The following is a 23,940-nucleotide window of genomic DNA, read 5'->3' on the forward strand; positions in this document are numbered from 1 at the left end:
TACATCACCTCTACCCTTCGACAAGCTTCAGGATGAACGGAGTCAATACTTCACTCCACTAACTGCTCTATCCACTCCTGATAACAGGGTTTGAGAGCATGCCAGCTCAAGCCCTGCACATCAGGCGCCTGCAAGGGCTGACCAGATGCTTTCTTTAGCGCCAACACCGACAATGCTTTTGCCAGTACTCTGGCTTCCTGAGCAGGATCCTGCTCATGGGAGGGATAACGATGCTTCTGCGGGAATAACTCGGGATAAGCCAGCCTGTCAGGAACCAATGGATAACAGCCAGCTGCAACAGCTTCCAGAACCGCAATCCCCTGAAAGTCATGAATCGCCGACGAAACCACGGCATCACAACTCTGCAAAAGCTGCCGGTAGTCTTCAATGCTTTCGATATACCCCCAGGCACCCAATTCATCAGCCAAGCTTTCCTTCGCCTTGATAAACACATCGGGTATTTTCCTGAAACTCTGTCCAACAATATGAACCTGAAAAGAAACCCCCTGCGCTTTCAGATGCGTCAATGCCATAAAAAACCGCTCCGGTGCCTTGTCGTATTCCCATCGGTGATTCCATAAAATCTGCAAAGGCTGTGACGCTTGAGCATCAATATGTGTCTCAAATACGGAATCCGGAAGGGGAACAGGCAATACCGAGGAGCGCTCTCTAAGCTGATCAACCACTCCCGGAGGAACATGGTCTGGCAGCTTTCTCAGCAACTGCTCTACCCCGGCAAAAAAAGTCTCACGATTATAAGCCGTGTTAAACAGAACCTGATCGGCTGCCAGGGCGGTATAGAGGTTTAATATTTTTGGCTCAACACTTTTGTGCTGACTATCGGCCTGGGGGTAGGCAAACTGATTTTCATGGAAGTAGCAGATCGTGGGAATGGACGATAACGCGGGCACCAGGCCCTTTAAAGCAGATAAGTCAGTCATAGAGGTACAGATCATGAGATCATAACCTGACTCCAATACTTCACGCTCACCTAGCGCCCAACTCAAACTGTTTCCCCTGAGTCGCCAGTTAAAATAGCGAGGAGGCAGCGTCAGAACGGTCCAGTCATACTCAGGAAAAGCGGCCACCAAACCTTTTCGCCAATAGGCATGACTCATGGCATCATAGGCGGACAACAATAATATTTTCATTCGCTGCAAGACTGACATTCCTAATGACGTCAAAAAAAACAAAGTACTTTTAACCAGGCTCTGATCAAGTTTCTGGATGCTTCACCCACGCCCTTCCATGCGGTCAAAAACATGGCCAGCCGGCTCGAAGATAGCGGTTTTCAAAAGCTCGACGAAGCCCAAACCTGGTCACTGGAAGAAGGTGGCCGCTACTACGTTACCCGTAACGACTCCTCCATCGTTGCCTTTACCCGGGGCAATCTGAATCAGGGGTTTCGGATGACCGGTACCCACACCGACTCACCCTCCTGAAATTAAAACCAAAACCTGAACTGATTCGGCATCAGTATCTGCAATTGGGGGTCGAAGCGTACGGCGGCGCCCTTCTCAATCCATGGTTTGACCGGGATCTCTCCCTGGCTGGGCGAGTGCATTATCTCACAACCTCAGGCCAGCTGGCTTGCGGACTGATTAATTATCAAAAAGCCATTGCTGTCATACCCAGCCTGGCAATACACCTTGGTCGAGAAGCCAACAAAAACAGAACCATAAACCCTCAGAAACATATCCCGCCCATTCTGTCTCAACTGAGCAAAGACGAAGAAGCCGACGTACGATCCATTTTGAAAGACCACTTACTGAAGAAGGCTATACCAATGTTGCGGACGTTCTGGAATTTGACTTGAGCTTCTATGACACCCAGGGCGCCGCCACCATTGGCCTTAATGATGAATTCATTACCAGTGCCCGTCTCGACAACCTGCTCAGTTGCTTTGTTGGATTGGAATCACTCATTCATTCCGCCGATCAGTCTACGGCTTCAACTGTATTGGTTTGTAGCGATCATGAAGAAGTGGGCAGCCAGACTGCCGTGGGTGCCCAGGGACCCATGCTGCAGTCCATATTGGAAAGAATTAGTGAAACGCCCGATCAATATCGTCGGGCAATGACCCGTACGGTCATGATTTCAACCGACAATGCCCATGGTATTCACCCCAACTATGCAGACAAGCATGACGGTAATCATGGCCCAATACTGAACCATGGTACTGTCATTAAGATCAATGCCAACCAGCGATACGCCACCAACGATGAAACAGCCGCACTGTTTCGTTGCTTATGTCAGCAGGAAAATGTGGAGTGCCAGCACTTCACGGTAAGAACAGATATAGGGTGCGGCAGTACTATTGGCCCCATTACGGCCAGTGAACTCGGCATTAAGACCCTGGATATTGGCTTGCCTACATTTGGAATGCACTCCATTCGTGAAACCTGTGGTACAAAAGATGCCTGCGAACTAAGCCTGATTCTTAAAAGATTTTATGAATTAGCGGCTTTTCCCTTTTAAGAACAAAAAAAAGAGAGGTCGCCCCATGAGTGAGGGCGACCTCTCTTTGAATCAAACAAGCCTGTACATTAATACAGTTTCTTAAAAGCAGAATGAATTAAACAACCGGCCTTATTAAAAAGCACTGATTAATTAACCGTATAACTACTCTCTCAACAGTTTGCAACGCTTTATTAACATTGCGTTTCAAACTGCAATTGAAATTCTCACTTAAGTACAATTTCAGACTAACTCAAAGTCAAAGTTACTGTTATTCTTAACTTGTATCCATGCAAAACCCATCACGGTCAGGAAAGACTATGAAACACCACTATTTCGCACCGTTTAAAAACCGTAAAACCGCTATTCGCCCTCAGGGTCGTGCGTATCATGCAACCGCCTATCCTAAAGGCCTGAAGCCTCTAATGAAGAACAGCAGTCAGCTCCCCCCAAGCAAGCCTGAAGGCTGCGAATGCTTTGAGCTCGGCTATAACTGATCCATTCTGCCATGCCCCTGTAAATGCCCACAGCAGAATGATCAGAGAAATCTATGACTTTATTAAAACCGCTCATCGTTGATTAAGCAGGCAAGGTAAGAATGACCTTGCCTGTTGTTTTATTCGAAGCCATTAAATCATAAGCACTTTGATATTGATCCATTGACATTACCGTATCGACAATAGGTTTTAATTGTCCCTGAGCAAATAAAGGCCAAACCTTTTCCTTTAACTCAGCTAACAGCTTCTCTTTTTCGGCAATGGGCAAAAAACGCAGTGTCGATCCAATGATTTGAATCCGCTTCATTAAAAGCAGCCCCATATCCAGCTTACCCTTCCGGCCTGCCATTAAACCAATAGTGATAATCCTTCCCCCGGTATTCATTAGCGACATGTACTTTTCCAGCCAGTCGCCCGCACAACAATCCAATACCCTATCAAAAGGCCCCCACTCCTTTAGTGTTTGCCAATCCTGCTGATGCCGATTGATACCATTACAGGCTCCCAGTGCCTTGCAGAAAGCCAGCTTCTCATCACTGCCGACAACCACTGTGACATCCATTCCAAAATGGGCACACAGTTGAATCATCGCAGTGCCCACACCACTGGCTCCAGCCATGACCAGAACTTTGTCTCCAGGTTTCACCCTGCCACGATGAAACAGGTTTAACCAGGCGGTGGTATACACTTCAACAATCCCACCTGCCTGTATCAGACTCAATGACTCAGGCACCGGTAACAGCAAGCGCTGGTCACAAACTACGTCTGTCGCCAATCCTCCACCAGGTAATAATGCACACACTTGCTGACCTGGCAGCCACTGACTGACATTCTCCCCCACGGAGTCAATGATACCGGAACATTCCAAACCCAAAACGGGCGTAACACCCTCTGGAGGATTATAGGTTCCAGCCTGCTGAGAAAGATCTGCCCGGTTGAGCCCTGCAGCCACAATACGAACTTTTACCTGATCTTTACCCAAAGACTCATTGGGAAAAGACCGCCACTGCAGTGCCTTGTCAATAGCCACAAGTCCGTGAAAGCCTTTGCTATCTTGCATCTTTATCTCAAACCTCTGTGATCAAGCCGATACAGGTATCAAGGAAATACCTCTGTTACCTGGCTGTATTAAATGGGAGTTTTACCGTCTGACAGCGGTCCCGGCAGAGACCCCTAACTAGCTGCATTCAGGTATAGACTGTATTATGTCCCCGGGGATAATAACAATCAGTGCAGAAAACTGATTGTGAAAGCCCCCAAAGCACTGGTAACTTAAAAATAGAAGTCAACCAAAGCTTTGGGACGGGTATATGGACAGACTGTCTGGTAGCCATTACAGCTACATGAGCCAAACGAAGTTTTTCCGGCAATCAAAGCTATGGCAGGCTTTGTCTATTTCCGGTACAGAAAGGGTTTGAAGACCCCCTGTGAATAGTTTGGTACAAGTGTTTCAGGAACAGTGGGATGGAGTGACCTATAGTCGATGAACGTCGTCTTAAACACCCCGTAACAGAACGTATTCCTGCAAGAGCCGAGGCGGCACACCCGATATCGAAAAACGACACGGAGCTTCACAATCCATGATACCGACCCTGCGAAACGCCAGGAAAACACCATCGGTTTTTTTTGCCCTGTTCACCGCGCTCTGTATAACCACCAGTTCGGTTTTTGCCGCTGATCAGAAACTTGAGCGCCCGGTCGAAGAGCTCGAGCCCAGCCTGCAGCAGGCCATCGCAAGTGTGAACGTGGTACAGCTGTTATCTCGCAATCATTACCGAAAAATAGCCCTGGATCAGGAGAGTGGCGAAAAAGTTTTCCAACGCTATCTTGATCGTCTGGACCCTAACCGCAGCTTTTTCCTGCAAAGCGATATCGATCAGTTTACCCCTTATAAGGAGAAACTCGACAGCTCCCTTAAAAGTGGTGACCTCAAGCCAGCCTTCGAAATCTTCAACCGTTACCGGATTAGAGCCGAACAACGCGCTCGCTATATGCTGGCCTTAATCAAGCAAGGCGTGGAAAAGCAAAACCTGAAAAAGAACGAAGAGCTGATAGTCGATCGCAAGGAACAGCCCTGGCTGGCCAACAAAAAAGCGCAACGTGACTTATGGCGAAAACAATTCAAAGACAGCGTATTGACACTCAAGCTGAACAACAAAACCAATGAAGAAATTGCCGATCAGCTGAGCCGTCGTAACACCAACCTGCTGCGCCGTCTGCACCAGAGTAAAAGCGAAGACGCTTTCCAGACTTACATTAATTCCTTTACCGGAATTTTTGATCCACACACCCAATATTTCTCCCCCCAGACCGCTGAGAACTTTGACATAAACATGAGCCTTTCTCTGGAAGGCATTGGCGCGGTTCTTTCCTCTGAAGACGAATACACCAAAGTGGTCAGTGTTGTTCCGGGTGGTCCGGCTGAAAAAGCAGGCCAATTAAAACCCGGGGACAAAATTATCAGCGTTGGCCAGGGCCGCAAGGGACCCCTGGAAGACGTAGTAGGCATGCGTTTGGATGACGTTGTTAACCTGATCCGTGGTAAAAAGAAAACACTGGTCAGACTGGAGATTATTTCTGGTTCCAGTAAAAGTAGCAGCACTCGTATCTATGAAATTGTTCGGGACAAAGTCAAACTGGAAGAACAGGACGCCAGCAGCCGTATTCTGGAATTCAAACAGGATGGCAAAAACAAACGTGTGGGTGTCATAGAAATCCCTACCTTCTACATTGACTTCAAAGCCGCTCAATCCGGTGACCCGAATTACAAGAGCACGACTCGTGACGTAAGGAAGCTCCTTGAAAAGCTCAAGAAAGAAAACCTGGATGGACTGGTCATTGATCTTCGCGGCAACGGCGGAGGATCTTTGCAGGAAGCCAATGAGCTGACAGGCCTGTTTATTGATCAGGGCCCAACGGTTCTGGTTCGTGACAGTCGAGGCCGTACCGAGCGACAACAAGACCCGGATCCTACACAGGTTTACGGTGGCCCTATGGCCGTTGTTGTTGACCGCTTAAGTGCCTCTGCGTCAGAAATATTTGCCGGTGCCATGCAAGACTATGGCCGGGCTTTGGTCATTGGTGGCCAGACCTACGGCAAAGGCACCGTTCAGAGCATTCAACCACTTAACCATGGTCAACTGAAACTGACTCTGGCCAAGTTCTACCGTATTTCTGGTCAGAGCACACAAAACCAGGGTGTACTACCAGACATTGCCTTCCCTTCACTCTACGACGGTCGTGACATCGGCGAAAACAAATTACCCGATGCCCTGCCCTGGGATACCATCGAGCCAATCCCATATCGAAAATATTCAGATATGAAGCCCTATCTGGAACCACTGGACAAAAAACATCGTAAGCGCACTGACGACGACCCGGACTTCGTTTATCTGAATGAAATGAAAGACTACCTGGCACGCTACGAAAACCAGGAAAAAGTCTCTCTCAATGAAGAGAAGCGCAAGCACGAAATCCAGACCATGCGAAGCCAAAGACTGACCATTGAAAACCGGTTAAGGAAAGCCAAAGGTGAGCCTTTGCTAAACAACCTGGATGAACTGGAAGAGGCTGAGCAAGAAGAAGCATCGGCCGAAGCCAAGAAGAAAAAGAAAGAAGCAGACGCTTTTATCAAGGAAGCTGGAATGGTGCTAGTTGATTTAATACAACTAGAAAAGAAACAAACCGCCAGCCGTTAATATAACTATTCAGGGCCTGACCATCAGGCCCTTCACTTCTTTAAAGCGCCCGCCCTAAAAATAAGTACTTAGCCCTACCCCTCAAGAAAAAATACTGGCACAATGTCGCTCAATAGAATGAATACCCCCAACAAGCAGGAAGCTATTGAGCCAAGGGATAAGTGCTCGCCAGCTGTTTAGGCAGTTAGAACTCCTCGGGCGGTAGCGTGCCACTTATATTCTGCACAAAGGACTTTTAACAGCGTGTCCACCACGATTCAACACATGTGTCTAGATCTGGGTTGTCTTTAAATCTTTGTGTCCAAGAAGCTCCTGAACCGTTCGTATATCGTAACCATCATCCAGCAAATGAGTGGCAAAAGAATGTCGGAAAGTGTGGCAGCTTCCCTTCTTTTCTATACCGGATAACTCAATGGCTCGTTTTACCGCTCTTTGCAAAGTGCTGTCATCAATATGATGGCGTCGTTCACAGCCATCTCGGGGATCGATTGAGCGCTTGTGGGAACAAAAAAGATATTGCCAGTGCAAGCTTTTTGCATGAGATGGGTATTTTTTTGCAAGAGAATCCGGCATCCAAACTTCACCAAAACCGGCTTCTATATCGGCAGCATGAAGAAAACGAACTTCGCTTATTCTAGCCTGTAGCTCAGGAATAAGCGGATCAGGCAAGACAGTCACCCGGTCTTTATTACCTTTGCCACTTCGAACAAGAATAGCTTTGCGGTTGAAATCAATATCCTTAATACGCAAGCGAAGACATTCTGTTATACGAAGACCTGAGCCATACATCAGCTGAACCGGTAACTTATGTGCAGGGCTGATTACTGAGAAAATAGCATTCACTTCATGCCGTTCAAACACCACAGGAATTTTGGTGGCCTTCTTAGCTCTGACCAGATTGCTGACATCCCCCAGGGATCTGCCTAAAACTTGCGTGTATAAATAGTTCAGAGCATTCAATGCCTGGTTTTGCGTTGAAGTTGCAACCCGACGCTGAACGGCAAGATAAGTCAAAAATTGCCTGACATGATCAGGCCCTAAATCCTGAGGATGCTTCATATGGTGATAGCGAATGAAGTACTTGATCCAATAACAATACGACTGTTCAGTGTTATAGCTATAGCGCTTCACTCTCAGGGTGTTACGTACTTCAGTCATAAAAGGAGAAGGCATGATAAATCCAACAACTGTTATTTTGTACAGTATTATTGAAGAGAATGCTAAAAATGCAAATAACTCACACGCGGCCTATTCAGGGCAGCAGTCAAAATGGCATATAGCCTATTGAAAATTAATGACTTTTCGACACACTGAAAAGTTGGGATATATCTCAAGTGAGTGAATTGCCCCTGATTTGGGGGGATATGCTGCGTGCGCGCGTAATATCCAATATTACTCGTTTGAGTTTTAATAGCTGTTAGGCTCAAAGCTCCTCCTATGAAGATAGTAACGGTGCGCTTTATGAAATTTAAATCTCTAGAGTGATAAGTACATTTTTTATTCTGTAACAGATAATACATGAGTTACGTCAAAGCTTATTCATCAAAAAAGAAAAATATCATAGATTTTCTATGGATGTTCTCATTAGCAATAATCACTAACTTTGGTTCTATCTCCACATGGTACCGTGATACGAATAACCCTACGCAAGAATATGTTTATATAATTTTGTCAGTCATATTTGGTTTGATTTCATTGATTTTTATCTATGCTGCATTTCTAGCTTTTGTGAAAGTTTTCAAAAGCCAGTCAAACTGGTTTATAATAGTTAATTCTAAAAAAATAAAATTAAAAACACCTGAGTCTGAATATAAACTATCCTTCTCGTATAAAACATCTGATATTATAAGGATCGAGCGAGATGAGGTAAATAACGGTGGGGATGGTTTAGATGTTTACTGGTATATATACATAAAGAATAATTCTAAAGTTGAGAAAATAAAACTTAATGTCAAACCTTTTGTTATTGAAAATGTTGTCCATCAAATAAAGAAATTAAACTTAGACAATATTGAATTCATAAGCAAAGACTTTAAAGGGAATATCACCACTTGGAATTTAACATTACTTGATAGAATAAAAATGAAACTGAGTTTCATAATAGGCATTGCAATCTTAGGCAGCTTTATTCTTCCAGCGTTTCAATATTACTATTTAATACTATACAATTAGAGCCTAACAAGTGCAGGCAAAAGGGACGCCTCACTGCGTTCGCCGCCCCTGCTGCAAGCGTTAAGTGGCAGGGTGTATAGATTGGTTAGTAATCTGAAAGTGCCGTACAAGTAGAAAGAAGAAGGTGTGTACCATCTGGCGATCAAGATCAGGTGTATTATCCTTCTTGCAATGCCAGCGTAAGCAGTATGCTGTTTCTCAATTTTGGGCGGAGCTGGCAAGAGGTTTCAGGTTTTCTTTCCTTGTGCCACGACAGTACAGAGTTCGGAGTCCTTCAGTTCTGAGCAATAGACAACCATTTACAAGTGCTTTGCTTTTTTTTCTCCTCAGTGACTCTGAATCAGTGCTCAGCAAAAAACAGAAAATAGATTAATCTGCTGGCGGTGAGGTCAGGTGCCAAAAATATCAATGGAGTCTCGCCAGCCCAACCATCGTAGCGGCCAGGGCCACTTAACAAGTGCAGGCAAAAGGGACGCCTCACTGTGTTCGCCGCCCCTGCTGCAAGCGTTATAACCCTAAATCAACTTAGTACATATGGAATGTGTTATGAGAGAAAAATTATTAAAAGATATTCTCATTCAAAAAGGTAAACTTGACTGTTACTTCGGCGATGAGGTTCCAGTTAGCTTATGGCGAGCATTGAAGAAAAAAATCGAACAATGGCATTTTTGACTTTATAGAAGAAGCTACAATCTTATCCAACGGGCGCCCAAGGGCCGCTGACATTAAGATCTATGAGCATAGAAATGGTGAAAAGTGGGTTTCAGTTGAAGACAGGCCGAGAGGTTTAAGCACCTTTGATAAAGAGGGCTGTCCCCCTGGAAATGGCTGGGAGTACTACAAGATTCCCGCTGGAACTATTCTTCCTGAAGAGTTGGCAATTGTAAAAGATCAGTATAATAAGCGGTACGATGCAACACACTATACAATCGCACCTGCATACGATATGTCACTTGTTCAATTTAAATCTGCTCTAGCAACATTTGCTGCTGAGTTATTCAATAAGGCTGTATAAATGAAGATTTCAAATACGCTTGCTCCTTTACTAGTCTCAGCAGTTAGAGATGCCATCATTTACCAAGAAGGCTTTCTAGGCAGCGATACAGTAAAAGATACGACAGATTATGAAGAGCACATAATGCAGTTAGAACAACTTCTTGAAATATTAAAAGAAGAATATAAAGAGATTGAAGAAGAGGTTGGTTTGCCTTTGGATAAAATATTGAAGTAACCGGGTTATAACAAGTGGGTGCAGAGTGACTGCGCCTGCGGCGCAGCACCTGACCCAAGCGTTAGGTTCCAAAATAGGGCATACTTATCATTCCATAAACTCAACTGAAAATTATCCATAAAGCCAAAAACAAACCAAGGATGTACGCAATATGATCACTGATGTAATCCAGTATGTTGAAAGCCACCCTCTCGGCACACTCCTGATCACTCTCAGTCTTGCAATCTTCGGTTACTTGCTCCGAGTTAGCTTCTTCCAAAGGCAAAGAATCAGAAAAAGTCTGGACAGTATTAGTGCTGTTTTCCGTGATGACCTGAATGCCCTGATCGAAAGCGACCTCAAAACTATGGACATTCTTAATGAGTCCAGTTTCAACAAGCATAGGTCTGTCATCAGAAATGAAATTAAGCCTCTCGCCATTCATCAGCGTATTCGCCTGAGCAGAGAATGGAAGCAACTGGCCTACGGTAATAATAAAGAACAAGGCAAGCTTTTGCGCTATGAGCAATATGCTGATTGTTACTCCATTAGTGAGAACAAAAAACTTAGAAACCTTGCTGTCCATCGTATAAATTCTATCCTTAAAATTTGTGCATGAACCTAACAAATGGTTCTAAGGGACGCTGCCTGCGGCAGCGCCCTTGAACCAGGCGTTATGTCGCAGCAACACATTCAAGCTTTTCTCTGTTGATTGGTCAGTTTTTTTCTGAGGGTTTTTCTGGCCTAGTGNATCGTATAAATTCTATCCTTAAAATTTGTGCATGAACCTAACAAATGGTTCTAAGGGACGCTGCCTGCGGCAGCGCCCTTGAACCAGGCGTTAAGTGACAGGGTGCATAGATTGGTTAGTAATATGAAAGTGCCGTACAAGTAGAAAGAAGAAGGTGTGTACCATCTGGCGATCAAGATCAGGTGTATTATCCTTCTTGCAATGCCAGCGCAAGCAGTATGCTGTTTCTCAATTTTGGGCGGAGCTGGCAAGAGGTTTCAGGTTTTCTTTCCTTGTGCCACGACAGCACAGAGTTCGGAGTCCTTCAGTTCTGAGCAATAGACAACCATTTACAAGTGCTTTGCTTTTTTTTCTCCTCAGTGACTCTGAATCAGTGCTCAGCAAAAAACAGAAAATAGATTAATCTGCTGGCGGTGAGGTCAGGTGCCAAAAATATCAATGGAGTCTCGCCAGCCCAACCATCGTAGCGGCCAGGGCCACTTAACAAGTGCAGGCAAAAGGGACGCCTCACTGTGTTCGCCGCCCCTGCTGCAAGCGTTATGTGGCTAAACATAATTCCAACCATTTTTCTAACCCTGATGTTAGGCTTACTTGCAGCTTTGTAGAAACTAAAGATTTTCTTTGTGGTCAAAATACATATCCTAAATTTGAACCCTAGAGGAAAAAAGGATGTACCCAACATCATTATCAGGAAGCCGCCCGGCAAGGTTTCAGCCATATGTTATTCCTGAAAGGCGTAGGAAGGCTGCACGTAAAGACGTTAGAGAAAAAAAATATGTAAAAGCAATTGATAGCTATAAAAAGCTTCCAAATAATATGCAGCGAACGGTTTCCTCTCAGCTGCAAATAGCACGTGCCAAATTACATATGGGCGAATATGATGATGCAGAGTTGATATTAAGAGAGCAACGGTATCAAAACAATGTCAATATGCATAAAGAAGGCTGCTTTACTTACGCGATGGAAGATTATAAAAGAGTTGAATTAGCATATGCAAAATGTCTTACTCAAAGTAAAAATAAAGGAAAAATCTCTGAAGCTCTTAAAGTTTTAGAAAAACTAAGATTTATTGAAAATCAAGAACATAATTGTCATTACCCCGAGAGAATTTGTAACGACATTAATATTGAATTAGCCATTTCAAGAGCACTTGAGGCTCTTGGAGATATAGAATCATTACAACAGGCAGAAGAGAATGTTAGAATTCTCCGTCGCAGATATAATAGAGACCATAAAAGAGCTTGTATAGATGATTGTAGTGGAGACTTATCAATAGAGTTAGCATTGACATGCATACTGTCGAAATTTGATGGTAAAAGCCAAGAAGAAAGAGCCATATTATTTGAGTTATATGAACAATATAGAGAAAGTGAATTACCAGCTCTTCATCTAGGAAATCACTTTTTCCTAATCGCTTGCAAAGAAATCAATAGTCAGAATTGCTATCAAGCTTCCCTAGATTTAGCTTTAATGTATGCTGAACTCTCAGTGTCAAAAAATAAAACTGCGAGTAATTTATCCTCTTTAGCTCATATACAGCGTTTACTGGGAGATCCCGTCAATGCTGCAAAACAATGGTCTGAAGCGAGCAAACTACGATCACATACTACTCATTTGGAAATGAGCGAAAGTTGGCGAAGCGTAGAGCACTCTGCATTGCGAAAACTTGAAGCTTCGCAACAGTGAACTGAACTACGCCACATAACAAATGCTTCCAGTTCGTTCCGGGGCTTCGCCCCTCCACCCGACGCCGCCTGCGGCGGCGCGGCTGAAGCAGGCGTTAAATTCACAAGGGAGATCTCATGAACATCTATTTTTCCGATTACTTCGATGTAGAAAAAGAAGATCTTGAAAAATATGGAGCCTTTAATGTCTCCTTGATCAACGATCTTCCCGTATTTATTGATCCATTTTTATTACCTGAATTCAAGTCATAAGTGCATAACCCATGACTTTTCTTGCATCTATTCCTGTTAACTCTTTAAATGCCTCATAAGGGGTTTTGTAACCTAGGCATTTTCTAGGTCTACCATTCAGCTTATCGACCGCAATGATGACTTCTTTGTCTGTGACATTATCAAGCTCCATCGACTTGGGAAAATACTGCCTTAGCAGACCATTAGCGTTTTCATTCTGGCCTCTCTCCCATGAGTGATAGGGTACAGCGAAATAGCTGTCACAGCTCAAAGCTTTTGCTACCTCTTCATGCTCAACAAATTCTCTTCCATTGTCGTAAGTTATGGTTTTGACAAACTTCTTTAAAGGCTTGAGAGAGCTAACCATCGCCTGTTTAACTGCTTTCGCCTTCTTTCCTGGCAGTGGTACTGCAAGGCGAAGCTTGGTCTTGCGCTCATCCATTGTGACAACGGCTCCTTTATGGTTTTTGCCAATTATTGTATCGGCTTCCCAGTCTCCAACCCGTTTCCGGTCATTAGCAATCTCCGGACGGTGTTCTATGCCAACACGGTTAGGAATGCCTGTTCGATTATGGGCTGAACCATATCGTTTTCGGTACGTTTTACCTTGGTGGCGCAAGTGCTTATAAAGCGTTCCACCGGTTTTTTTGTCTTCCAGTATGAACTGGTAAACGGTCTCATGATGAAGCTTTATGACACCTTCCTGCTCGAGCCTTCCGACAACTTGCTCAGGGCTCCAGTCTTCTCTGATATCACGCTCAATCCGTTGTTTAATGTCATCAGTAAGCTTTATCGACTTGGTCTTTTCCTTATGCCGTTCTTCAGCCTTGCCGTGCGCTTGCTTGTGACGGTAGCCTCTTTGTCCTGTATTGCGGCCCAGCTCGCGGGACAAGCTACTCTGGGATCGCCCCAGTGCCTTGGCAATCTTATTTTGAGAGACTCCTTCTTTCAGTTGAAGTTCGATATAATGTCTTTCTTCAAGGCTCAGGTGTGTATAGGCCATCCTTGGCTTCCTCTGCTTGGTTTCGTCGCTAACAGAGTACCCCTGAGTCTTGATTCATTTCAAAGGTGTGTAGCGATCAGTTGATTACAGAGGTTATGCACTTATGATACGAATTCAGGTTATTTAATAGCGACAGAGAAGAATACAAGAAGCTACATCGAGAAATTATTGACTATATCACCTTCTTAAGAGAAGTATCTGACGAAGGAGAAATCTCGAAAGGGCTTGTAAAACACTGGTTTCTTTTCCCAGAAGTGAAGCAAAACTGGCTTGGTTACAGTAAAGTAGGAAATGGTGGCTCTGGATTAGGCTCCAAGTTCGCGGCTGCCTTGAACGACAACTTAAGTACAATTTTTAATGACTTCGGAGCAGAGAAAATAACCCAAAGTAGCCATCTAGAAAAACTTTGCCTGATAAAAGATGGCGTTGGGAAAGACTCGATCAGCGACTTCACTACAAACCTTATCAAAGGATTTATATGCGAATATACGGAAAGGTTTTCCAAAGAGCACGTTGATGAAAATAGATGTAGAACTGTTCATGTCAAACATGCTCAGTTCAATTACGAGACTAGAACTTGGATGTCCAAAAAATACAAACTCCCCTTCATTGACGGGGATTTTGTTCTCTTAACTCCAAAAGATATTCTGACAAAAGATGAAGCATGGATAAACAAACACGATATTATTGGTGATTTTGACGAAATTGCTGGGTCAATACCAAACATCGAACTTCGTGCTCAAATTAATGATTATTTCCTAAGACAGATTCCTGACAATGCGAACAAACGTGAAATGAATCATGCAATCTCACGTACGCTACTAAAATTCCCTGAACTAATTGATCATTATATTAAGTACAAAGAAGATCATGGCAATGAGGCTGTGGCAATAAGTGAAGAAAAAGTAAAAGAAACGGAAGCTGTTTTTATTCGCCAAGTCACCAATTTAGTGGAAATGCTTCGCGCACAAAGAGAGTTTTACTCCCAAAAGGGAGATACTTTTGAAGAGGCGTATAATAGAGTTCAATTTTTAAAACAAGTTATTGAGAGCAATGATGGTTATCGCTTGTTCTATATAAAAGGACAACCTGTTAAGCGAGAGTCAGACTTACAACTTATCTTCAGATTAACTTGGTATGCGGCAGAAGATGACGTAAATGCGGAAGTAAACAATGGTCGTGGACCTGTAGATTATAAAATTTCTCGAGGTTCTAAAGACAGTACACTTGTTGAATTTAAACTCGCTGGCAATAGTAAGCTAAAACAGAATCTAGCAAAGCAAGTGGAAGTATATAAAGCCGCAAATCAAACCAAAAAAGCAATAAAAGTAATCCTTTACTTTACAGACTCAGAGCTAACAAAACTTATTAAAACAATGAAAGATTTGGAGCTTAAAGAAGGTAAGGAACTAGTGCTCATTGATGCCAGAGCAACAAATAAACCTTCTGGGTCAAACGCAATGTGAATTTAACAAGTGCATCCAAGCGACCGCCTTCGGCGGCGCTTGATGCAAGCGTTATGTCGCAGCAACACATTCAAGCTTTTCTCTGTTGATTGGTCAGTTTTTTTCTGAGGGTTTTTCTGGCCTGGTGTTGTTGGCAAATTCAGAGAAAATATTTGTTGTATGCTGCAACCATTGAAATCCAGTAGTTCTCAACTCTTGCAAGTTTGTTGCTCCTCAGCTCAGTGTTGTTTTCTGGTTAAGAGCCATCAGTTGAAAAGCTGCAACAGTTTGCTCGGTTCGGTAGCATCAGTATCTTGCAAATAAAACTCTATGTTGGGTCGTCGCCCGCAAGTACATTTATAAAACAGGCTCGGGGCTTGCTCAGTGCATATTCCAAGCTACAAGCATGGGCAAGTTCGCTACATCAATCACCATTGCCCGTGCTGCGGGGCTGCCAACATAACAAAAAAATCCAGCAGACCGCCTTCGGCGGCGGCTGATTTGGGCGTTATGTGCTAGGAGTAAATTGCTTGTATTTAACAGAAAAAAGGTTAGGAGAGATTTTTTCTAAACTCCTACCGGAAGAAGAAATAATTCATGATAAATCGGTACCTAACTCAAAAAACAAAAGGAGAAGACCTGATTATCGTTTTGTAAGTAAAAAACTTATTGTCGAATTTGATGGTGATTCTCATTATTGCAAAGCTAAACGCATTATCGATGATAAAGAAAAGGATAACGATTATATCAGACTTGGTTATCAAGTTGTTAGAATTCCATATTTCATTCAAATGAATGATGAGCTGTTAGGTTACATATTTGGTAAAAATCATAATCTTCAATTTGAGCAGGTTTATCCTCATGGATTTATTGATAAAAAAGCAATTCTACCAGCTGATTTCTGTGAGCTGGGAATCGATCAGTTCAAAGAGGATTTAAATAAGTTTCATGAGTTTAAAAATGAGATAATTAAATCTCTTCAAGACAAAATATCTGAACTTGGTAATGTAAATCTGGTTCTTCCAAGTTCATTACAATATTTAGTTCGCACATAACAAATGCTTCCAGTTCGTTCCGGGGCTTCGCCCCTCCACCCGACGCCGCCGTCGGCGGCGCGGCTGAAGCAGGCGTTATGCCCTCATCAAGTTCTTTACACTATTCAAAACAATGATATGATTCAAACGAAAAGTCATGGAGTAGAGTATGTTTAAATATTGGGTAATAGACACAAAAGTAAAAGTCCTTCCAAATAGTTCTTTGCCTCAGGATGGCAGTAAATACTACTATGGTCGTTCAATTGTTCCTGATGACTCAAAGGATCAGGCAGTTTTTAGATTAACGTCTGCGCTTGAAGAAGATTTTATTCTTGTCGAAGATGTTTCATCCGTAGTGCTATACGAGAATAATGCCTGGAATAGCGATAAAGATGAAGACTATGAAACTGTTGAATCTTTTGAAAGAGCAAAAACAACAGGGAATATTGAATTTGGTTGCTTTATCTCAGAGCTGTCAATGGAGGACTGATTTTGTCTAAGGGAGCAATGACTTTAGCTGAAGGAAGTCAGAAAAATAAATATAAAACTGATGCAACTCTAATTTTAAATGGTCAAGAAGAACGCAAATACGTTTTAAGAACTGCATATGATAAACTATCCATGTGGAAAGCAAAGTATGCAGTTAATATATCTCCATTTTATCCTCGCCTAAAGACTTCAATAAAAGAAGCAGCTTTAATTGACAATGAAATTTGGGTATTTGGTGTCAATGGCACCAATCCTCAGCATATTATTGAAGCTGTTAAAATTGCTGTCGAATTCTATCGTGTTAAGCCTCATGATATTTTAGGTAATATTTATATAAAGAATTTAAATATTGAAGATGAGTCCAGGTATGAGTTAGATCTTTTAGTTCAATTAAATAAAGAACTTTATAAATCGACAGCAGAGGCAATCAATAAAGCTTGCTCACATTTTGGATTACAGTCAGATGTTAATATCCATGTTTACAGTGCGAGTATAAATAATAAAATACCGGAAAATGACCTACATCAAGCGCTAAAATCAGGTGGTGCAAACTCTGTCACAACTGACTCTAGAAAATTAATATTTAAGTCTGGTAATAACTTAGGAACAAGAGCTGCCAAAATTAGAACCAATATGCATGTTGCCAAGCTTAGTTTCTAAAATTCAATCAGCGGGGGCTCTGCACAGGCATAACAAGTGCATCGAGTTCGTTCCGCCCTTTCAGGGCTCCACCCGACGCGCCTTCGGCGCGCGGCTCATGCAAGCGTTATGCTGCTAAACCAAGCTGCCAGCAATCAGCTTTCCTTGCCAGTATTGACATCTTGAAAGTAGATCTATAAGAATACATGGGTTTGCATAGTTTAAATATATTTATCCCGAGTTGCTTGTGAAAAGATTGAAGCTAATAACGTTTATCGTTTTATGTGTTGCACTTTATTTGTATATAGTATTTTTCCGCTGCATTGTCCCAAGTGCATTGATAAATTTAACTGATGGTATCGTAACAACTTTTTCATCGACATTACTTTCTATAATTGTTGGTATTTTCTTATTTGAAAAGCAAAGAAAGTCAAATGATAAATCTGAATTGCAAAGATTAAAATTAATAACTATTGCTGAATCTAATGATATAAAATCAATTTTGTCGGATAGTGAAGGTATGACGTTGAATCTACCTGAAAATAAAAAAATCGAGGTGATAGTAACATTCTTATCTCCACTAGCACATGAGGAAGCGGGTAAATCAGGCTTATTTGATGCGTTAACAACAGAGAATCTTTTTCACATTTCAAGAAAAATAAGAATGTACAATTTGAAAGTTGGACATCTTCTTGGGTTAATGCGTAATAAGTCAGACCTGGACTTTATTGAACATGCTGCAAAAAATGTAAGTGAGACCAAAGACGCAATCTTATATGACTGTGAACTTGTATCAAGCCAAGTAAGCGCAGCATAACAAGTGGTACCAGGTGACGCCGCAGGCGGCGCACCTGAACCAAGCGTTATGCGCCGTAAGAAATTTTGTCGTTTACCTCAGGATTCAGAGTGAATGATGTCTTGGGTTTGAAAGTTTAAACCAAGCTGGCGTGATGGTTCGGTGCTAAATTTCTATCTCAGCATCGTGCAATGCCAGCACAGAGTTTTGAACTTGGCTGTCGGCGAGGTCTGGTGTGAGTGATGGGGCGCTGAAGCTGTAAATGGTTTCTCATAAACGTCAAATTTCGAGTTTTCAGGGTTGATGGTCATTTTTTTTAGTACGCGCCACCCCTCCTCAAGCAGTTTTGTGCGTTTTGCGAGCATTGTTCAGTGCAAAGCTGGCAATCAGCTTGGGTAATTGCTCAGTGCAACGCCAGTTCGGATATTTTGGCTCGGTGCAGTTGGTGGTTCGGAGCAAAAAAAGGCAGGTTTTGTGCAGTCCTGGAGTTCGTGCCCAACAATTAAAAACAGAGTAAACAGCAGGCGCATAACAAATGCTTCAAGTTCGGTCGCTTCGCTCCCCCGACGCCGCCTGCGGCGGCGCGGCTTAAGCAGGCGTTAGGCTCTTTATTCAACAACGAAGTAAATATGAATAAACCAAGTAAGCAAAAAATCAAAAATTTCTGTACATCTTGCCAACTTGATACATGGCATGATGTAGAAGGTTATTACTCTGAAAGCAGTGATCCCGAGCATTATCATTGTCAAACAGATTATTCTGTTGTGAAATGCAGAGGATGTGAAACTGCCTCTTTCAGAAGAGAGCTTCATGACTATGAAGCTGCATATCCAACACATGATAACGAATGGGAAGTTCCTTCGGTTGTTGATACCTATCCATTACCACCAAAGGGGAATTTAGAAACCTACCACCTCCCTGATATTGTGAGCAAAATATATCAGGAGAGCTGTAGTGCTTATAGTGATAAATCATATACATTAGCTGGCATTGGATTTAGAGCAATAATTGAAGCTGTATGTAATGACCAAGATATTAAAGGTAAAGAATTAAGCACAAAGATTAATAACCTCTCATCAAAAGGCTTAATTTCAAAGAAGGATTCTAATCGTCTCCATTCTATAAGGTTCCTTGGTAACGATGCCGCACATGACATAAAAACTCCGTCGTTAGTATCATTAGAGGCAGCGTTAGTCATAATTGAACACCTTCTTACAACAGTATATATACTGGACAAAACATCGAAAGGAAAACTTGAAGAGGTTATAGAGGAATATGAAAAAATAGAAGAATTACTCATTAAAAAAATTGACGAATACGATAAAGACGATGAATTACCTCTCCAAAAATTCTTAGGCAAAGATATTCGTCTTATTTCAGGTTCGATTCAGAAAGTTGAAAAAGCTTTAAACGAAAAAATTGGAAAAGGTGAATTCAAAAAACTTAAACACGGCAAGAAAGATAAATTTTTGAACTCAAAAGAAGAGCTTCAACACTATATCGTGGCATGAGCCTAACAAATGGTTCCAGTTCGTTCCGGGGCTTCGCCCCTCCATCCGACGCCGCCGTCGGCGGCGCGGCTGAACCAGGCGTTATGCGGCAACTATATCTACCTTTAGCTACTAAAATACAGATCTATAACGTAGATAGCTGCTTTCCTTATGAAATTTACAAATATCAGAAGGATAAACTATGCGTCTATGCAGAGTGAAAAATGTCAAATTAGGCTTAATTAGGTGGTGCTATGAAGTTGAAAGAATTTGTAACTTCATTTCTTGTGTTATTAATTTTTATGTTCAATGTATTAACTGTAAATGCAGCTGTTATAGCTGATGATGATATAGACTTACCATATATCGAATCTAATTGGGTTGGGGTTTCCTTAGAAGATCAAAATTATTTTGATACTAAATGTGATTACAGGGTTTTAACAAGCTCGCATGCGGATTATGAGGTTATTTTAAAAGCGTCAGAGATTTCTAAAAAGTATTTAGGATTCCATACGACAAAGTTCAAAATTGGGGCCAGCCTTCATATAAAGCACGATAAGAAAAACATATTATGTGGAATGACATACCTTGGGTTGTTTGATTTAACTCCAGTTTCAGAAAAATGTTACCATATACACATGGACGGCGAACCGAAATGTGATTGTGAGAAAATTGACAATATCAAGGTTTTGGAAAAGCTTTGCCAATAAAAGCAGATACTACGGTACAGGCCGCATAACAAAAAATTCCAGGGGACTGTCGCCTGCGGCGCCAGCCCCTGAATTTAGCGTTAGGTGCCAAACCAGCTATATCATCTTTCTACGTATTTTCACCATACCTACCACATCATTTTTATGGCTGAATTGCTGTAACCAAAAGAGGAAGTAAAGTGGACAATAACAACCTTGACGAAAACAGCAAAATGCTAATTGAACTTGCTGAGTCACATGCGGCTATTGTTGATATGTTAACCATTATTTGTCATCAACTTGCGAAAGATCATACTCAATCAGCTTCAGCGATACATTCCCTTCTGAGCAAGTTGAAAGATGAAAGCAAAATCGAATCAACAGAGGCTTTCCAATTACTATCTGATCGGCTTCTATTGGCACTTGAAGACAGTCCAGACTCATCTTATCTGAGCTTGACGAAATCAGACCAAGATTCTTCAGGTCGTGATAAGTTAAAGGCCGCTTTGAGCCTGATCCGTGGCGGGAAGTCATAAGTTTCTCCATTTTCAAACTATATGCAAAGCACCTAACAAAGCATTCCAGGGTGATGCCTACGGCGCACCTGAATGCGGCGTTATGTCGCAGCAACACATTAGAAATTTTTCTTTGTTGATTGGTCAGATTTTCCTTCTGGCCGTTATTTGACCCAGTGTGGTTGGCCATTTCTGAGAAAATATCTGTTTCAGGGTGCAACCATTGAAATCCAGCAGCTCTCAACTCTTGCAAGTCTGTTGTTTCTCAGCTCGGAGCTATTTATTGGTTCAGAGCCGGCAGTTTTTAAATTGATGTTTATTGCCGGGAATGGCATCGTTGGCTCGCAGTGGAAAAAGCTCTATGCAAGGTCGTCGCCCACAAAGATTAATGTGCAATCAGGCATAAATCGTGTACTGGGCAAAAACTCAACCACAAGCGTTGGAAAGTCCGCTGCATCTATCACCATTGCCCGTGCGTCGGGGCTGCCAACATAACAAAAAAATCCAGCAGACCGCCTTCGGCAGCTGCTGATTTGGGCGTTAGGCGTCAGCATAGAATTCATCGTCTGTATTACAACAAGAAACTTTTGTAACTGATCATTATTTGTAGGAAAAAGTACCAACTGTGAAAATAGCAGCCTTAATTTTACTGGGCTACAGCCAATTGGTCGCAAAAGTTGCCCACAAACTCTGATCAGTTACAACTTCAAACTGCAATAAGGTAACAATTTAATGTATCAGTATTTCATATCGGTGCATAAGAGAACGTTTCGAAAAAACAGCACTTATCGAATTCTTAGCAGTAAAAAGTATGGCGCTTCCAAGCTGAGGATTTTTTGACAACAACTCTATACACCCATCTTGTAAGGGTCTACCCAAATGCTTAATTGCTCCATAAATAACTTGTGATAGCAATGGTCCTGCTGCTCCAAAAATTTCCAATGTGCCAGGTTCGACAGGCTGGTTAAGGTCACCATATACCGTTTGCTCTTTCACTAAAATACTACCTGCATCAGAATACTCGTTAATTACAAAATTCCAGCCATACGTATATGAAGCACACAACATAAAAGTTATAAGCAAAGGTATTTTAAGCATTATCATAACTCCTACAAAGAACTTTAAGAGCTGAGCTTAGTGCAAAAAAAAGTGCCGCCTAACAAAAATTTCCAGGGGACTGCGCCTGCGGCGCAGCCCCTGAAATTGGCGTTAAATTTCACACAAACAATCGAGTCTATTCAAAATAATAAAAGCAAGGAATTCTATGGGTCAACCTATTAAAAATCAGAACGTTCTTGAAAAGGCAAAATCTGAAAGTCACTCTGATAAGGATCATGAAACTTTCAAAAGAGTTGAATGTCGATTTGCAAGGATGAATAAAACTCGGCTTGCAAATAAATTGGCTTCTTTCAGGCGTGAAGGTGCAGAAATGACTTTGCACCAAAGACTCACAGAAAAACATTCATCTGCAACCTTGGGTAAATACCTCCGCGCAAGCGGTGTTTGTCAACAAAGTTGTCGCCTCCACCTTACGCCGCTTCTTTAACAAGTGGCTTAATACAAGCTTCTGATCGTTCAGGGTTTAACCAGACCTCATCCTGAAGTGACCAGTCCCGTGTTGATCGGCTACCCCATCTTTCAGGGTTTCTGGCTTTAGCCTGCTCCATCAGCTTCTCTCGCTGGCTCAGACACTTTTTAGCCTCACCATAGTGCCTTTGTGAAGGTGTGACGAACTTCAGGCTGCTATGCTTGTGCTCCTCGTTGTACCAGGTCACAAAACCTGACGACCACTCTCGTGCTTCCGTCAGGCAGCCAAAGGGTTTTGTTGGGTAATCAGGACGGTATTTCATGGTTCGGAACGTAGACTCTGAGAACGGGTTGTCATTGCTGACTCTTGGCCTGCTGAATGACGGCACAATGCCCAATCGTTGCAGGGTGGACAGCATGGTTGCACCCTTCATCGGACTGCCATTGTCTGAGTGCAGGACAAGCAGGTTATCCAGTTGGCCAATGTCATGTTTCAGGCAGGCTTTGCTTATCATCTCTGCAGCATGATCTGCAGACTCTGTTTCATGGATTTCCCATGCAACGATCATTCTGCTGAAAATATCTTCGACCATGTACAGGTAATAGAACTGCCCTTTGATATTTGAGCGAACGTAAGTGATATCCCAGGACCACACTTGATTCGGCCCTTTAGCTACATACGAGGTAGGTTTGCGCCCTCCAGAGGCATTAACCCGACCACGGCGGTGTTGCTGGCCTTTCGCCTTGAGAACTCGGTAATACGAAGATACAGAGGCAATGTAGCGGCCCTCATCCAACAAGGTTGGCACGATCTGACTGGGTGGCAGACTTTGAAAACGAGGCTCGTTACACGCCGCCAGAATGGCCTGACATTCAGACTCGGTAAGTTTGTTAGCCGGAGCAGGTCGGTTCGCTGTTTTTCTGCCATCCACTTTCACATTATCCTCCTGTTTCCATCGCTGAAAGGTGCGTACAGACAGTCCCAGAACCTGACAGGCAGCAAGCTGTCTGGCTCCTTGTTCCATTGTTTGTTCAATCAGGTTTACAGCATTTTTGCGATCTTGGAGGCTGATCAATCGTCCTCGCGCTCCCCCCAGATCGCGCGGGTCTTTTTTGCCAGTACCAGCAAGGCAGCGGTTTCAGCCAGAGCCTTGTCCTTGCGATTGAGTTCACGTTCAAGGTTCTTGATGATTTTCTTGTCTTGTTTGCGTTCTTCAGCAAGCAGTTTACGCTGTTCGGCAGCTTCAGCATTGGCTGTCAAACAGGCGGTTTTCCATTGTGCTATTTGCTCAGGAAACAAGCCTTTTTTCCGACAATATTCGGACAGTTCTGTTTCATTCAGAGCTGCAGTTTCAAGCACGACAGCAAACTTATCTTCTGAACGCCATTGTTCAGGATTCAGACCATCACCAGACACAGGCACTCCTTGCGCTCTTGTCTTTTTCCGCCAAGTGTACAAGGTTGCCTCAGTGATACCAGTCTCTCGTGATAACTGGGCAACAGGTACATTATTGGGGGGCATCATTTTTTGAACGACGGATGCCTTAAACTCTTCTGAATAACGGGCCATTGATTACTCACTGACCGCCCCCTGTCTTAAATAGATAAATCA

Annotated in this window: 25 protein-coding genes and 1 pseudogene; 20 read left to right on the top strand and 6 right to left on the bottom strand. The window is 42.8% G+C overall.

The genetic code is table 11. The features are described from left to right. Window positions 1-50: 50 nt before the first annotated feature. The gene (locus GZ78_RS13060) at window positions 51-1,151 is read right to left on the bottom strand and encodes a tRNA-queuosine alpha-mannosyltransferase domain-containing protein (RefSeq protein ID WP_034836842.1); all 1,101 of its coding nucleotides are present in this window, start codon (window positions 1,149-1,151) and stop codon (window positions 51-53) included. Between the two features lie 111 nt (window positions 1,152-1,262). Between GZ78_RS13060 and GZ78_RS30670 the strand changes: the two genes are divergently transcribed. From GZ78_RS30670 to GZ78_RS29475, 3 genes and pseudogenes are all read left to right on the top strand, one after another. Next, window positions 1,263-1,442: a hypothetical protein gene (locus GZ78_RS30670; RefSeq protein ID WP_269078767.1), complete on the top strand. Its 180-nt coding sequence runs from the start codon at window positions 1,263-1,265 to the stop codon at window positions 1,440-1,442. 44 nt (window positions 1,443-1,486) lie between these two features. After that, window positions 1,487-2,478, top strand: a pseudogene (locus tag GZ78_RS13065) (M18 family aminopeptidase). A 299-nt stretch (window positions 2,479-2,777) separates the two neighbouring features. Further along, a complete protein-coding gene (locus tag GZ78_RS29475) occupies window positions 2,778-2,954 on the top strand; it encodes a hypothetical protein (protein ID WP_161787376.1) in 177 nt (58 codons plus the stop codon). Window positions 2,955-3,036: 82 nt separating this feature from the next. Here the strand turns inward: GZ78_RS29475 and GZ78_RS13070 are convergent, their stop codons facing one another. Beyond that, window positions 3,037-4,014, bottom strand: a complete 978-nt coding sequence (locus GZ78_RS13070) for an NAD(P)H-quinone oxidoreductase (RefSeq protein ID WP_051786155.1) — start codon at window positions 4,012-4,014, stop codon at window positions 3,037-3,039. A gap of 520 nt (window positions 4,015-4,534) precedes the next feature. Here GZ78_RS13070 and GZ78_RS13075 point away from each other — a divergent pair. Further along, on the top strand, window positions 4,535-6,652 hold the full coding sequence (locus GZ78_RS13075) for a carboxy terminal-processing peptidase (protein ID WP_034836844.1): 2,118 nt from the start codon (window positions 4,535-4,537) through the stop codon (window positions 6,650-6,652). A gap of 270 nt (window positions 6,653-6,922) precedes the next feature. Here GZ78_RS13075 and GZ78_RS13080 read toward each other — a convergent pair whose 3' ends face one another. Further along, complete coding sequence (locus tag GZ78_RS13080) at window positions 6,923-7,825, bottom strand: integron integrase (RefSeq protein ID WP_051786156.1); 903 nt, start codon at window positions 7,823-7,825, stop codon at window positions 6,923-6,925. Between the two features lie 345 nt (window positions 7,826-8,170). Here GZ78_RS13080 and GZ78_RS13085 point away from each other — a divergent pair, with 345 nt between their 5' ends. The 7 genes from GZ78_RS13085 to GZ78_RS30680 all read left to right on the top strand — a co-directional run bounded on the left by GZ78_RS13085 (window position 8,171) and on the right by GZ78_RS30680 (window position 12,722). Then, window positions 8,171-8,824: a hypothetical protein gene (locus GZ78_RS13085; protein WP_034836846.1), complete on the top strand. Its 654-nt coding sequence runs from the start codon at window positions 8,171-8,173 to the stop codon at window positions 8,822-8,824. Between the two features lie 546 nt (window positions 8,825-9,370). After that, window positions 9,371-9,496: a hypothetical protein gene (locus GZ78_RS30675; protein WP_269078768.1), complete on the top strand. Its 126-nt coding sequence runs from the start codon at window positions 9,371-9,373 to the stop codon at window positions 9,494-9,496. Between the two features lie 19 nt (window positions 9,497-9,515). Continuing rightward, window positions 9,516-9,839, top strand: coding sequence for a Tse2 family ADP-ribosyltransferase toxin (locus GZ78_RS30975; RefSeq protein WP_407919786.1), 324 nt, complete (start codon window positions 9,516-9,518; stop codon window positions 9,837-9,839). Next, on the top strand, window positions 9,840-10,055 hold the full coding sequence (locus GZ78_RS13090) for a hypothetical protein (protein ID WP_034836849.1): 216 nt from the start codon (window positions 9,840-9,842) through the stop codon (window positions 10,053-10,055). A gap of 151 nt (window positions 10,056-10,206) precedes the next feature. Next, entirely contained in the window at window positions 10,207-10,653 is a 447-nt protein-coding gene (locus tag GZ78_RS28905; protein ID WP_152558709.1) for a hypothetical protein, read from the top strand. Window positions 10,654-11,454: 801 nt separating this feature from the next. Further along, window positions 11,455-12,471, top strand: a complete 1,017-nt coding sequence (locus tag GZ78_RS13105) for a hypothetical protein (RefSeq protein ID WP_152558710.1) — start codon at window positions 11,455-11,457, stop codon at window positions 12,469-12,471. A 116-nt stretch (window positions 12,472-12,587) separates the two neighbouring features. Next, complete coding sequence (locus GZ78_RS30680; protein WP_269078769.1) at window positions 12,588-12,722, top strand: hypothetical protein; 135 nt, start codon at window positions 12,588-12,590, stop codon at window positions 12,720-12,722. Here the strand turns inward: GZ78_RS30680 and GZ78_RS13110 are convergent. Continuing rightward, a complete protein-coding gene (locus GZ78_RS13110) occupies window positions 12,712-13,704 on the bottom strand; it encodes an IS30 family transposase (protein ID WP_034832016.1) in 993 nt (330 codons plus the stop codon). The two genes, GZ78_RS30680 and GZ78_RS13110, sit on opposite strands and share 11 nt — an antisense overlap. A gap of 254 nt (window positions 13,705-13,958) precedes the next feature. Here GZ78_RS13110 and GZ78_RS13115 point away from each other — a divergent pair, with 254 nt between their 5' ends. The 8 genes from GZ78_RS13115 (at window position 13,959) to GZ78_RS13155 (ending at window position 20,822) form a co-directional block, all read left to right on the top strand. After that, window positions 13,959-15,170, top strand: coding sequence for a hypothetical protein (locus GZ78_RS13115; protein WP_201772710.1), 1,212 nt, complete (start codon window positions 13,959-13,961; stop codon window positions 15,168-15,170). Between the two features lie 509 nt (window positions 15,171-15,679). Next, window positions 15,680-16,204, top strand: coding sequence for a PDDEXK family nuclease (locus tag GZ78_RS27470; RefSeq protein ID WP_051786157.1), 525 nt, complete (start codon window positions 15,680-15,682; stop codon window positions 16,202-16,204). A gap of 148 nt (window positions 16,205-16,352) precedes the next feature. Beyond that, complete coding sequence (locus GZ78_RS13125; protein ID WP_034836860.1) at window positions 16,353-16,673, top strand: hypothetical protein; 321 nt, start codon at window positions 16,353-16,355, stop codon at window positions 16,671-16,673. Between the two features lie 2 nt (window positions 16,674-16,675). Further along, window positions 16,676-17,332 (top strand): hypothetical protein, encoded by a 657-nt coding sequence (locus GZ78_RS13130; RefSeq protein WP_152558711.1) that lies wholly within the window; start codon window positions 16,676-16,678, stop codon window positions 17,330-17,332. Between the two features lie 226 nt (window positions 17,333-17,558). After that, window positions 17,559-18,128, top strand: coding sequence for a hypothetical protein (locus tag GZ78_RS13135; RefSeq protein ID WP_152558712.1), 570 nt, complete (start codon window positions 17,559-17,561; stop codon window positions 18,126-18,128). A 608-nt stretch (window positions 18,129-18,736) separates the two neighbouring features. Then, a complete protein-coding gene (locus GZ78_RS13140) occupies window positions 18,737-19,618 on the top strand; it encodes a DUF4145 domain-containing protein (protein WP_034836865.1) in 882 nt (293 codons plus the stop codon). A gap of 233 nt (window positions 19,619-19,851) precedes the next feature. Then, window positions 19,852-20,307, top strand: coding sequence for a hypothetical protein (locus tag GZ78_RS13150; protein WP_034836871.1), 456 nt, complete (start codon window positions 19,852-19,854; stop codon window positions 20,305-20,307). A gap of 179 nt (window positions 20,308-20,486) precedes the next feature. Next, the gene (locus GZ78_RS13155) at window positions 20,487-20,822 is read left to right on the top strand and encodes a hypothetical protein (protein ID WP_034836874.1); all 336 of its coding nucleotides are present in this window, start codon (window positions 20,487-20,489) and stop codon (window positions 20,820-20,822) included. A 708-nt stretch (window positions 20,823-21,530) separates the two neighbouring features. Here GZ78_RS13155 and GZ78_RS13165 read toward each other — a convergent pair. Next, on the bottom strand, window positions 21,531-21,899 hold the full coding sequence (locus tag GZ78_RS13165; RefSeq protein ID WP_152558713.1) for a hypothetical protein: 369 nt from the start codon (window positions 21,897-21,899) through the stop codon (window positions 21,531-21,533). Window positions 21,900-22,065: 166 nt separating this feature from the next. Here GZ78_RS13165 and GZ78_RS29480 point away from each other — a divergent pair, with 166 nt between their 5' ends. Continuing rightward, the gene (locus tag GZ78_RS29480; protein ID WP_034836894.1) at window positions 22,066-22,347 is read left to right on the top strand and encodes a hypothetical protein; all 282 of its coding nucleotides are present in this window, start codon (window positions 22,066-22,068) and stop codon (window positions 22,345-22,347) included. On the opposite strand, the gene GZ78_RS13175 is transcribed toward GZ78_RS29480, so the two are convergent. Then, a protein-coding gene (locus GZ78_RS13175; protein WP_236631549.1) for an IS3 family transposase occupies window positions 22,331-23,898 on the bottom strand; the annotation gives its coding sequence in 2 pieces (ribosomal slippage) (window positions 22,331-23,436 and window positions 23,436-23,898; 1,569 coding nt in all). The genes GZ78_RS29480 and GZ78_RS13175 overlap by 17 nt on opposite strands. Window positions 23,899-23,940 lie beyond the last annotated feature (42 nt).

Origin of the sequence: Endozoicomonas numazuensis (genome assembly GCF_000722635.1) — a bacterium.
GTDB classification, from domain to species: Bacteria; Pseudomonadota; Gammaproteobacteria; order Pseudomonadales; family Endozoicomonadaceae; genus Endozoicomonas_A; species Endozoicomonas_A numazuensis.

What these genes read in the sequence shown, in the direction of transcription:
- GZ78_RS13060 (WP_034836842.1), bottom strand. Translation starts at nt 1,151, where the DNA reads ATGAAAATATTATTGTTGTCCGCCTATGATGCCATGAGTCATGCCTAT.
- GZ78_RS30670 (WP_269078767.1), top strand. Translation starts at nt 1,263, where the DNA reads ATGGCCAGCCGGCTCGAAGATAGCGGTTTTCAAAAGCTCGACGAAGCC.
- GZ78_RS29475 (WP_161787376.1), top strand. Translation starts at nt 2,778, where the DNA reads ATGAAACACCACTATTTCGCACCGTTTAAAAACCGTAAAACCGCTATT.
- GZ78_RS13070 (WP_051786155.1), bottom strand. Translation starts at nt 4,014, where the DNA reads ATGCAAGATAGCAAAGGCTTTCACGGACTTGTGGCTATTGACAAGGCA.
- GZ78_RS13075 (WP_034836844.1), top strand. Translation starts at nt 4,535, where the DNA reads ATGATACCGACCCTGCGAAACGCCAGGAAAACACCATCGGTTTTTTTT.
- GZ78_RS13080 (WP_051786156.1), bottom strand. Translation starts at nt 7,825, where the DNA reads ATGCCTTCTCCTTTTATGACTGAAGTACGTAACACCCTGAGAGTGAAG.
- GZ78_RS13085 (WP_034836846.1), top strand. Translation starts at nt 8,171, where the DNA reads ATGAGTTACGTCAAAGCTTATTCATCAAAAAAGAAAAATATCATAGAT.
- GZ78_RS30675 (WP_269078768.1), top strand. Translation starts at nt 9,371, where the DNA reads ATGAGAGAAAAATTATTAAAAGATATTCTCATTCAAAAAGGTAAACTT.
- GZ78_RS13090 (WP_034836849.1), top strand. Translation starts at nt 9,840, where the DNA reads ATGAAGATTTCAAATACGCTTGCTCCTTTACTAGTCTCAGCAGTTAGA.
- GZ78_RS28905 (WP_152558709.1), top strand. Translation starts at nt 10,207, where the DNA reads ATGATCACTGATGTAATCCAGTATGTTGAAAGCCACCCTCTCGGCACA.
- GZ78_RS13105 (WP_152558710.1), top strand. Translation starts at nt 11,455, where the DNA reads ATGTACCCAACATCATTATCAGGAAGCCGCCCGGCAAGGTTTCAGCCA.
- GZ78_RS30680 (WP_269078769.1), top strand. Translation starts at nt 12,588, where the DNA reads ATGAACATCTATTTTTCCGATTACTTCGATGTAGAAAAAGAAGATCTT.
- GZ78_RS13110 (WP_034832016.1), bottom strand. Translation starts at nt 13,704, where the DNA reads ATGGCCTATACACACCTGAGCCTTGAAGAAAGACATTATATCGAACTT.
- GZ78_RS13125 (WP_034836860.1), top strand. Translation starts at nt 16,353, where the DNA reads ATGTTTAAATATTGGGTAATAGACACAAAAGTAAAAGTCCTTCCAAAT.
- GZ78_RS13140 (WP_034836865.1), top strand. Translation starts at nt 18,737, where the DNA reads ATGAATAAACCAAGTAAGCAAAAAATCAAAAATTTCTGTACATCTTGC.
- GZ78_RS13150 (WP_034836871.1), top strand. Translation starts at nt 19,852, where the DNA reads ATGAAGTTGAAAGAATTTGTAACTTCATTTCTTGTGTTATTAATTTTT.
- GZ78_RS13165 (WP_152558713.1), bottom strand. Translation starts at nt 21,899, where the DNA reads ATGCTTAAAATACCTTTGCTTATAACTTTTATGTTGTGTGCTTCATAT.
- GZ78_RS29480 (WP_034836894.1), top strand. Translation starts at nt 22,066, where the DNA reads ATGGGTCAACCTATTAAAAATCAGAACGTTCTTGAAAAGGCAAAATCT.